A 9,696-nucleotide genomic window follows, 5' to 3' on the forward strand; every position below is an offset into this window, starting at 1 on the left:
TAACCCTTCGCCACCAACACATTGTCCCGCACCACCGACAATGGGGTGCCTCGACACTCGAGACACCCCACCATCAAAATGCAACAGCCCCTCTGGGGCACCTAACCGCACCACTGCGCGGGGCGTACTCAGAAGTCGGCGGTCTTGCGGGCGCGGATCTTGCTGACGATCGAGAACACCACGGCGATGATCATCAATGCGTAGAGCACGATGGTGATGCCGCTACTGACCAGAATCGACGGGTCGCCCTCGCTGACGGCCAGTGCGCGGCGAAGTGATTCCTCGGCGAGTGGGCCGAGGATCACGGCGATCAACACCGGTGCGAGCGGAATGTCGTAGCGCCGCATCATGAATCCGACGATGCCGAGCCCGAGCATGAAGATCAGATCCACGATCGACGCACTGGACGCATAGACGCCGAGGGCGGCGAACACCGAGATACCCGCGTACAGGTAGTTCTTCGGGATCTTCAGCAGCTGCGCCCACAGTGGTGCGAACGGCAGGTTGAGGATCAGCAGCACGATCATGGCCACGAACAGGCTCGCCAGTAGGGCCCAGACGATGTCGCCGCTGCGCTCGAACAACAGTGGTCCGGGCTGCATGCCGTACTGCTGGAATGCAGCCAACATGATGGCCGCTGTCGCCGACGTCGGCAGCCCCAGCGCCAGTAGCGCTCCCATTGCCGTTCCGGCTGTGGAGTTTCCAGCGGCCTCCGGTCCGGCGACACCGCGAATGGCACCCTTGCCGAACATCGGCTTCTCGCGCTTGCGGTCGAGCCTGCGCTCGGTGCCGTACGCGAGGAAACTCGGCACTTCCGCACCCCCGGCAGGAATGACACCGAACGGCACGCCGAATGCCGTGCCTCGCAGCCAGGCCGGTAGCGCGTCGCGGAACTCGGCCTTGCTCAGCCAGGGGCGGCCCTGCGATTTGATCAACGACCGGTCCTCGGGGCGGCCGATCTTCGAAGCGATGTGGATGACCTCACCGAGTGCGAGCATCGCGACCGTGATTACGACGATGTGAATGCCGTCGAACAGGGCAGGTACTTCGAAGGTGAATCGGGACGCGCCCGACGGACCGTCGATGCCGATCACGGCCAGGGTGAGACCGATCAGCAGTGCGGTCAATCCCTTGAGAGCGGAGTCGGAGACCACCGCGGAGGTAGCGATGAAGGCGAACACTGCCAGCGCGAGGTACTCGGCCGGACCGAAGTTGGTCGCCAACGATGCGAGCGTCGGGGCGAAGAACACCACCAGGGTCGTCGCGACGATGCCGCCGATGAACGCGCCGATGGCCGAGGTGGCCAAAGCTTGTGGGGCTCTGCCGTTCTTGGCCATCCGGTGGCCCTCGAACGTTCCGGCGATGGCGGTGCTGTTGCCCGGGGTGTTCATCAGGATGCCGGAGATGGAATCGCCGAACAGACCGCCGAAGTAGACACCCGCGAACATGATCAGCGCCGCGGTGGGGTCGAGAGTGAACGTGACCGGCAGCAGAAGCGCCACCGCCATGGCAGAACCGAGTCCGGGTAGCACGCCCACGGCGGTGCCGAGCAGTGCGCCCACGAACACCCACACCAGGTTCATCGGAGTCAGCGCAGTGCCGAACCCGTCGAGAAGATTGCTCAATGAATCCATCGAAAATTCAGCTCCGTCAGAAGATCTGGGCGAGAACGCCGCCGGGCAAGGTCAGGCCGAGGCCCGCGGAGAATGCGATCTGGACGGCGCTCGAGACCAGCAGCGCGACGGCCGCGTCGAACACGTAACGGCGACCACCCAATCCGACCGAGACACCCCAGAAGAGGATGGCACCGGCGAGAACCCAGCCGAGCGGGTCGAGGAGAGCGATGAACACTGCCACCGATCCGACGGTGATCGACAGGGTTCGCCAGTTGCTGACAGTACCGGTGTGCGGCACGCCGTCGTCGTCGACGCCGCGATCGATGACGTCGGGCTTGACCATGAGTTGGATGGTGACCAACACGGCGACCACAAAGCAACCCCCGGCGACGATGGCCGGAAAGACCTGCGGGCCAGGGGAGGTGGCGGTGGGAGGCACATCCATCGTGATGGTCCCGTAGACCAGGAATGCGCCCAGTGCGACGAGCAGTGCCGGAACGATCAGGCCGCTACGGCCCGTCCAGAAGGAGCGGGAGGTTGCGGTGTCGGGAGTCGTCGTTGTCATACCAGCCCCAGCTCTTCCAGAATTCCGGTGATACGTGCCTGCTCGACCTCGAGGAATTCCCCGAATTCGTCTCCTGTGACGACCGATTCCTTCCAGCGGTTTCGTTCGACGGCCGTCGCCCATTGCTCGGTCTCGACCATCTCGGTGACGATGTCGACTAGCGTCTGCCGGTCCTCGTCGGAAATCCCGGGCGGCGCAACGATTCCGCGCCAGTTCACGAGGTCGACGTTGTAGCCCTGTTCGATGAACGTGTCCACGTCGAATCCCTCGAGCGGCTCGGGCGCGGCCACGGCGAGGGCACGCACGTTGCCTGCTTCGATCTGGTCCCGGAAGTCGTTGAATCCACTGACCGCGACGCCGACGGTGTTGGACAGCAGCGACGTGAGTACCTCACCGCCGCCGGAATAGGCGATGTAATTGATTGCGGCCGGGTCGATGTCGGCTTCCTGAGCCAATTGGCCCGCGACGATGTGGTCGATTCCGCCGAGGGAGCCGCCGCCGATCGGAAGCCCGCCGGGATTGGCCCGCCACGCCTCGATCATGTCGTCGAGGTTCTGGATCGGCGAGTCCTTGGGAACGACGAAGACCTCGAAGTCCTCGGCGAGCTTGGCGATCGGCACGGTGTCGGCCAAGGTGGTGTCGGAGTTGTTGATCGCGATGCCGCCGAGCATGACGGTGCCGGTGATCATCACCGTGGTGGGCTGACCGCTGAGGTTCTCGAGTTGGCTCAGGCCGATGGTGCCGCCGGCCCCTGGAACGTTGACCACCTGCGCGTTGTTGACGATGCCGTCGCTGCGCAGCGCCTGCTGCGACTCGCGCGCGACCAAGTCCCAGCCGCCGCCGGCGGCAGCAGGTGCTATCAGTGTCAATTTGGCTCGGGCGTCGGAGCCGCTGGCACTGCGAGCGGCGTCGATCCCGGCGACGGTGACTGCTCCCACCACCACCAGGGCTCCGGCCGTTCGTAGCAGGGTGGGCGATATCGCCATCAGAGACCTTTCGTGTGGTGTGTCACAGCGTCAGGTTAGATACAGTTTGTCTGATTAGTCCAGTTCACAACATCGAGGGCGGCCTTCGGTGGATTCGAGCAACGGGAGAGATCGTGTCTTCAGCGAACACAGCGGTAGGCAGCGCAGTGGCAGTAGCGATGAGCAACACCCCCGAGGGCCAGGAAGCGTTGCGACGTGGTGCCGCCGAGGCAGAGCTGCGTCGGACCGAGCTGATCGTATTGTCCGTGGTGGACCGCGATTCCGTATCGGCGGAAGACCGTAGCGCGGCGCAGGCCGAGGTGGAGCGGACTCTCCCCGGAACTACGACGACGGTGCGCGTCGAGCCGGACGGCGGAGACCCGGCCGGCGCCCTGGTCGATCTGGTCGCCGACGTCGGTGCGGGGATGCTCGTCATCGGGTCCAAGCGCAGATCGGCGGTCGGCAAATTCCTGATGGGCAGCACGGTGCAGCGCGTTCTGTTGGACAGCCCGGTCCCCGTCCTCGTCGTGAAAGCGCCGTGACCCGGTAGTATCGGACAAATCTCCCACCACTCGACCTCGAGGAATCATGGACAGCGATAAACCCGGGCCGGACACGGCTCCCCGCACTACAGCTACTACGTGCGAGGCGGTGTCCGGCGAATGAGCGTTCTGCTCACTCTTCTGCTCGGCCTGCTCGTCGTTTTTCTCATCACCGTCGCAACCGGTTACTTCGTTGCGCAGGAATTCGCGTACATGACCGTCGACCGGTCCCGGCTCAAGGCGCGTGCCGAGGCCGGCGACGCCGTCGCAGCTCGCACGCTGACCGTCACCAAGCGGACCTCGTTCATGCTCTCGGGTGCACAGCTGGGTATCACGGTCACCGGCCTGCTTGTCGGCTACGTCGCCGAACCGCTGATCGGGCAGTCGTTCGGAGCGATACTGGGCGGCGTCGGTGTTCCGACAGCAGTCGGTGTCGGCCTCGGTGCCGTTCTGGCGATCACGTTCGCGACGTTCGTACAGATGCTCTTCGGTGAACTGTTCCCGAAGAACTTCGCCATCGCGCGCCCCGAGCCCGTGGCTCGATGGCTCTCGCTGTCGACGACCATCTATCTCAAGCTCTTCGGCTGGTTGATCACCATTTTCGACCAGTCGTCGAACCTGTTGCTCAAAGCACTCAAGATCGAGCCGGTGCACGATGTGGAACATTCGGCGAGCCCACGCGACCTCGAGCACATCGTGTCGGATTCGCGGGAGACCGGGGATCTGCCCGACGAGCTGTCGACGCTGCTCGATCGCATTCTCGACTTCCCCACGCGCAACGTCGAACACGCCATGATCCCGCGTTCACGTGCGGCGACGGTCCGCGACACCGACACCCTCGGTGAGGTGAAAACACTGATGGGCCAAGAACATTCTCGATACCCCGTGCTCGACGAGGACGATGGAATCGTGGGTGTGGTGCATCTGCACGACGTGTTGGCCTCCACCGCTCCGGATTCGACCCCCATCGCAGACCTCACCCGCGATGCGCTGATCCTTCCCGAGATGCAGAGCCTGCCCGACGCGATGCGCGAGCTGCGGGCGACACGGAACCAATTGGCCTGTGTCATCGACGAATACGGTGGTCTCACCGGAGTGATCACCATCGAGGACCTGGCCGAAGAGCTCGTCGGCGAGATCACCGACGAGCACGACGACGGCGTACTCGACCCGAGCCCGGTCAGCGCCGACGACGGCAGCTGGACGATGGCAGGGGAGGTGCACGTCGACGAGGTCGAGCGCGCCATCGGCGTCGACCTACCCGACGGTGACTACGAGACCATCGCGGGATTCGCCATCGCCCATCATGGTTCGCTACCTGACATCGGGACCCGTATCGAAGTCGATCTGCCGCCGGACAACGCGGACCTCGCCAACGACGACGAGACGCCGATTCGTTTCGTCACGATCGAGGTGCAGGAGATCGACAGTCACGTGCCGTCACTACTGACCCTCACCATCGACGAGCGGACAACCGAGCACGACGAGAATTCGGCCGAGTCCGATACTGCAGGAGCGCACCGATGAGCAACCTCTGGGTCTTTCTGGCCGTCACCATCGGTCTGATCGCTGCGAGCGCCTTCTTCGTTGCCGTGGAGTTCGCACTTCTCGCGGCCAAACGGCATCGCCTCGAGGACGCTGCCCCCAACTCGCGGGCGGCGCGGGCTGCTCTGCGCAGCTCCTCGGAATTGACGGTGCTGCTCGCCGGATCGCAGCTCGGTATCACCGTCTGCACCCTCGCGCTCGGCGCGACCACCAAGCCGGCGGTGCACTACTGGCTCACGCCGCTGTTCGAGAGCATCGGCCTGCCCTACTGGTTCGCGGACGTCCTCGGCTTCGTCCTGGCCCTGATCATCGTCACGTTCCTGCACTTGGTCGTCGGCGAGATGGCTCCTAAGTCCTGGGCCATCGCACATCCGGAGAAGTCGGCAACGATGCTCGCAATCCCCATGCGCGCGTTCATGTTTCTCACGCGTCCGGTGCTGACGGCCCTGAACAACATGGCGAACTGGTGCCTACGCAAGGTGGGCGTCGAGCCGGCCGACACCGTCGGCACCGGGCAGAACGCAGACGACCTGCGTCAGCTCGTCGAGCACTCGGTCAACGTGGGAGCCCTGGACGCGAGTTACCAGGCACAGATATCTGGGGCATTGGAATTGCAGGATCTCACCGTCGGTGACCTGGTGGCCGGAAGTGGCGCGCCGACGTCGGTACCGTCATCAGCGTCGATCGACGACGTGCGGGAGGCGTCCCGGATCAGCGGCCATCTGCGCATCCTCGTCAGTGACGACGACGTAGTGAAAGGTGTTGTGCACGTGAGGGATACGTTGACCGAGCCGGAGTATCTCGCCGAGATCACCCGCCCGGCCTACACGCTGGATCGGACGACACCGGTCTACGTCGCCCTGCAGTCGATGCGCGAGACCCGGCATCATCTGGCGCTGGTCGTCGAACCGTCGGCCGAGGCGGGTGACAGTGCGCGCACTATCGGCGTTGTCACCCTGTCGGATGTGTTGACGCGGCTGCTGCCCGAGCCTGTCTGATCTTCGGTCACCCCATACGAATCATCCCCGCCCGGCCTACACGGCCGAGCGGGGATTTTTCGTGAGCACCGGGTCCGAATGTCAGATCGGGGCGATGACCAGAAGGTGTGCCCAATACGACGCGACATCGTGGCCGAGTTGGGGGAGCAGAACGTCGTAGAGCAGGTAGGACATCATTGCCGTCGAACTCCTTGTTCAGCGGGCCGTCACCGGCTCGCGTACCGAGACTGTAGTCAGTGAGACTGTAGATCAACCTGGGCCCGGCGGCACTGATATGGCCTGCGCAAGTCGTGTTTCACCCCGACGACGACGGGCATCAGCCGATGCAGCCCTGCAGGGTGGTGAAGCTTCCGGCGAAGCCGGCACCGTTGCAGACGGCACCCTCGGGGGTGAGGGTTATCGTCGAGCCCGGCGCAGCCACGGCGATCGACAGTCCGAGGCCGGCCGCAGTGTTCTGCGCGATGGCACCGGGACCGAAGGCGATCGCAGCAGGCGCGCCGCCGAAGCCGGCGTTGCTGACGGCAGTTCCGCCGTTGAGACCGAGGGCCAGTGCCGCCGCGTTGTTCATCGCCTCCGCCGAGCCCCATCCCTCGAGGCCGACTCCTGCTGCGGCACTTGCGCCGTCTGCGGAGCTGTCGCACTGTGAACCTCCGACGAGCGCGGCGACGTCGGCCCCTCCGGGTGCCGTGGTGCAGGCGACCGGTGCGGCCGAGGCCGTGCCGGGCACCAGGGCCGCGAAGGTACAGGCGAATCCGAATGCTGCCGCTCCGCCGAGAATTCTTTTGGTATGGAACATGGTCGATGCCTCCAAGATTTGGCGCAGGCACCGGGCGTGCCGCGCTCCTGCGGTTGCCGGATCGACATGCTCGTGCGCCCCGACGACCTTCCTCGAGTGTTACCCCGTAGCGACGCGCTCAGAGATCCGCATGGTCACGAGTGCATCTCGGTATGATCACAGCGCGGTAAACAGCGTTCCCCCACCCTCGGTGCTTACGATGGCTCCATGATCGGACGTATCGACGAGGTCGTATTCGACTGCACGGAACCGGCTGTGCTGGCCCGATTCTGGGCGGGTGTGCTCGGTGGTCAGCCCGTCGTGCGCGACGACTCGTGGCATTTCGTCGATGTTCCCGGGTTCACCCGGATGGCGTTCCAGCGAGTGCCCGAGGGTAAGTCCGGCAAGAATCGACTACATCTCGACGTGGACGTTCCCAGCATCGACGTTGCCGTCGAGCAGGCAGTAGGTCTGGGTGCGACGGCGGTGGGGGACCGGCACACCACTGCGGCCGGGTCGTTCCAGGTGCTACTCGACCCCGAGGGCAACGAATGGTGTGTAGTGACGCCCCCAGCTGACTAGCGGGCGTCGTGCTCGGCGCGTGCTTCGAGCACGGCAGGCATCGAGCCCTCGATCAGTTCGATGAGGTCGGTCAACCGTGATCCGACCTCACGTCCGAGCGGGGTGAGGCTGTATTCGACCTTGGGCGGGATGGTCTCGAGCACGGTACGCACGATGAGGCCGTCGCGTTCGAGGGTCTGCAGCGTCTGTGCCAACATTCGCTCGCTGACGCCGTCGACGCGTCGGCGCAGGGCATTGAATCGGTAGTCGCTTTCGGTGAGGGCCGCCAGGACGAGCACTCCCCACCTGCTCGTCGCGTTCTGCAGCGTCTGCCGTGACCCGCATTCCCGTGCGAAGACGGATGCTTCGAGAGATTCGACGGCCTCGGACATTTCTCCATGTTAGCGCAGGCCGTACCGGCATCGCTAAATTTTGATGTTGCACTGCACGAAAAGTAAGTGCATGATGAAACGGAACTTGATACTTCAACCTCGGGAGCGTTTTCCATGACCACAGCCATCACCGGAGCGACAGGCAATCTCGGCGGGCTCGTCGTCGCCGCACTCATCGATCGCGGCGTCGCGCCTGCCGACATCGTCGCCGTCGTACGCAACGCCGACAAGGCGGCCGCACTCGCCGAGCGCGGTGTGGTGGTGCGGGTGGCCGACTACAGCGACACCGACGCGCTGACGTCTGCGTTCGCAGGTGTCGAGAAGGTGCTGTTGATCTCGGGATCGGAGGTCGGTCAGCGAATTGCTCAGCACAACAACGTCATCGACGCCGCCGAGGCAGCCGGAGTGGGCCTCGTTGCATACACGAGCGTGCTCGCTGCCGACACCTCCGGCATCAGCCTTGCGCCGGAGCACAAGGCCACCGAAGAGCGATTGACGGCCTCGCCGATTCCTGCTGTGTTTCTGCGTAACGGCTGGTACTGGGAGAACTACCTGGGCTCGCTCGGCCAGGCCATCGACAGTGGAGTGTGGCTGGGTGCAGGCGGGAACGGCAGGATCGCCGCTGCCTCACGCGCCGATTACGCCGCCGCTGCCGCGGCTGTGCTGACTCTCGAGAACCAGGGCGGGAAGATCTACGAGCTCGGCGGGGACGAGCGCCTGACCTATGCCGAACTCGCGGACGTTCTCGCCGGCATCTCCGGGAAGCCGGTCGTCTACAAGGACGTCACCGAGTCGGAGTACGCCTCGATTCTTCAGGGCGCAGGACTGCCCGATTTCGTGGCGACCATGCTGGCGAGCGCGGATGCCGGTATCTCCCGCGGGGAACTCGACACCGATTCCGGTGACCTGCAGGCATTGATCGGCCGCGCGTCCGCCCCGGTCGCCGAGGTGTTCCGCTCCGCGATCTGACGGGATACACGGGGCCCCGTATGCCACTTGTAGCGTGGGCCCCGTGAAACTCACCTCGACCCGCACCCTGTTCCTGGCCGCCACCACCTCACTCGTCCTGTTGACGGGTGCATGCAGTTCCGACTCGGATTCCGGGACGACGCAGACGACGTCCTCGGCGACGTCCTCCACCGATGCGACGGCTTCGAGTAGCTGCCCCACGGGCACACCCGACCCGTCGGCCACCCCGGAGTGGACACTGGCAGGCGACACCGGCAGCATCGCCGTCACCGGATCGACGGATACAGCGGCCCCGGCCGTCGACGTCGAAGCCCCGTTCAGCGTCGCCGAGACGCAGGTGAAAACGCTGAAGGCCGGGGACGGCCCGATCGTCGCCGACGACGCGAACGTGTCCGTCTGCTACCTGGGCGTCAACGGACGCGACGGATCGACGTTCGACAGCAGTTTCGAGCGCGGCGCACCGGTCGAGTTCCCACTGACCGGCGTGGTGGCGGGCTTCCAGAAAGCCATCGCCGGACAGACCGTCGGCTCGACCGTCGCCGTAGCGGTGACGTCGGCCGACGGTTACGCGACCGGCAATCCGGCAGCCGGAATCGAGCAGGGCGACAGCCTGATCTTCGCTATCTCGATCCTGTCCGCGAGCTGAGTGCCTCCGGCAGTGGCGTGGTTATAAGCCCTCTGGGGGCTGTTGCATTTTGTGTGAGCGGTAGTTCGACGTTGTAAAGGGGTGGCTCGGGTTCGATGCCCGGGTCACCTCTTTTTCGGCCC

General features: G+C 64.8%; 11 protein-coding genes. 6 read left to right on the top strand and 5 right to left on the bottom strand.

Features of this window, described 5'->3' with window-relative positions:
* Window positions 1–128 precede the first annotated feature (128 nt).
* From AB0O58_RS26475 to AB0O58_RS26485, 3 genes are read right to left on the bottom strand one after another with little or no spacing between them, the layout of a single operon-like run.
* Entirely contained in the window at window positions 129–1,634 is a 1,506-nt protein-coding gene (locus AB0O58_RS26475; RefSeq protein WP_032381592.1) for a tripartite tricarboxylate transporter permease, read from the bottom strand.
* A gap of 16 nt (window positions 1,635–1,650) precedes the next feature.
* Window positions 1,651–2,181 (bottom strand): tripartite tricarboxylate transporter TctB family protein, encoded by a 531-nt coding sequence (locus AB0O58_RS26480; RefSeq protein ID WP_027495763.1) that lies wholly within the window; start codon window positions 2,179–2,181, stop codon window positions 1,651–1,653.
* A complete protein-coding gene (locus tag AB0O58_RS26485; protein ID WP_027495764.1) occupies window positions 2,178–3,167 on the bottom strand; it encodes a tripartite tricarboxylate transporter substrate-binding protein in 990 nt (329 codons plus the stop codon). Before AB0O58_RS26485 ends, AB0O58_RS26480 begins: the two co-directional genes overlap by 4 nt.
* A gap of 113 nt (window positions 3,168–3,280) precedes the next feature.
* On the opposite strand from AB0O58_RS26485, the gene AB0O58_RS26490 reads away from it, so the two are divergent.
* The 3 genes from AB0O58_RS26490 (at window position 3,281) to AB0O58_RS26500 (ending at window position 6,231) form a co-directional block, all read left to right on the top strand.
* A complete protein-coding gene (locus tag AB0O58_RS26490; RefSeq protein WP_283548468.1) occupies window positions 3,281–3,688 on the top strand; it encodes a universal stress protein in 408 nt (135 codons plus the stop codon).
* Window positions 3,689–3,808: 120 nt separating this feature from the next.
* Window positions 3,809–5,215 (top strand): hemolysin family protein, encoded by a 1,407-nt coding sequence (locus AB0O58_RS26495; RefSeq protein WP_027495766.1) that lies wholly within the window; start codon window positions 3,809–3,811, stop codon window positions 5,213–5,215.
* Window positions 5,212–6,231, top strand: coding sequence for a hemolysin family protein (locus AB0O58_RS26500; protein ID WP_032374841.1), 1,020 nt, complete (start codon window positions 5,212–5,214; stop codon window positions 6,229–6,231). The genes AB0O58_RS26495 and AB0O58_RS26500 overlap by 4 nt, the downstream gene beginning before the upstream one ends.
* Window positions 6,232–6,547: 316 nt before the next feature.
* Here AB0O58_RS26500 and AB0O58_RS26505 read toward each other — a convergent pair whose 3' ends face one another.
* Window positions 6,548–7,027 carry a DUF6764 family protein gene (locus tag AB0O58_RS26505; RefSeq protein ID WP_032366787.1) on the bottom strand — a complete coding sequence of 160 codons (480 nt, stop codon included), beginning with the start codon at window positions 7,025–7,027 and terminating at the stop codon, window positions 6,548–6,550.
* A gap of 207 nt (window positions 7,028–7,234) precedes the next feature.
* Between AB0O58_RS26505 and AB0O58_RS26510 the strand changes: the two genes are divergently transcribed.
* Window positions 7,235–7,588, top strand: coding sequence for a VOC family protein (locus AB0O58_RS26510; protein ID WP_094718047.1), 354 nt, complete (start codon window positions 7,235–7,237; stop codon window positions 7,586–7,588).
* On the opposite strand, the gene AB0O58_RS26515 is transcribed toward AB0O58_RS26510, so the two are convergent.
* A complete protein-coding gene (locus tag AB0O58_RS26515; RefSeq protein WP_027495770.1) occupies window positions 7,585–7,959 on the bottom strand; it encodes a helix-turn-helix domain-containing protein in 375 nt (124 codons plus the stop codon). The two genes, AB0O58_RS26510 and AB0O58_RS26515, sit on opposite strands and share 4 nt — an antisense overlap.
* 114 nt (window positions 7,960–8,073) lie before the next feature.
* Between AB0O58_RS26515 and AB0O58_RS26520 the strand changes: the two genes are divergently transcribed.
* A complete protein-coding gene (locus AB0O58_RS26520) occupies window positions 8,074–8,928 on the top strand; it encodes an SDR family oxidoreductase (RefSeq protein WP_032366785.1) in 855 nt (284 codons plus the stop codon).
* Between the two features lie 67 nt (window positions 8,929–8,995).
* Window positions 8,996–9,574 (top strand): FKBP-type peptidyl-prolyl cis-trans isomerase, encoded by a 579-nt coding sequence (locus tag AB0O58_RS26525; RefSeq protein WP_027495772.1) that lies wholly within the window; start codon window positions 8,996–8,998, stop codon window positions 9,572–9,574.
* The last annotated feature ends 122 nt before the right edge of the window (window positions 9,575–9,696 follow it).

It is taken from the genome of Rhodococcus sp. NPDC080181, from assembly GCF_040702225.1.
In the GTDB taxonomy this organism is placed as follows: domain Bacteria; phylum Actinomycetota; class Actinomycetes; order Mycobacteriales; family Mycobacteriaceae; genus Rhodococcoides; species Rhodococcoides fascians.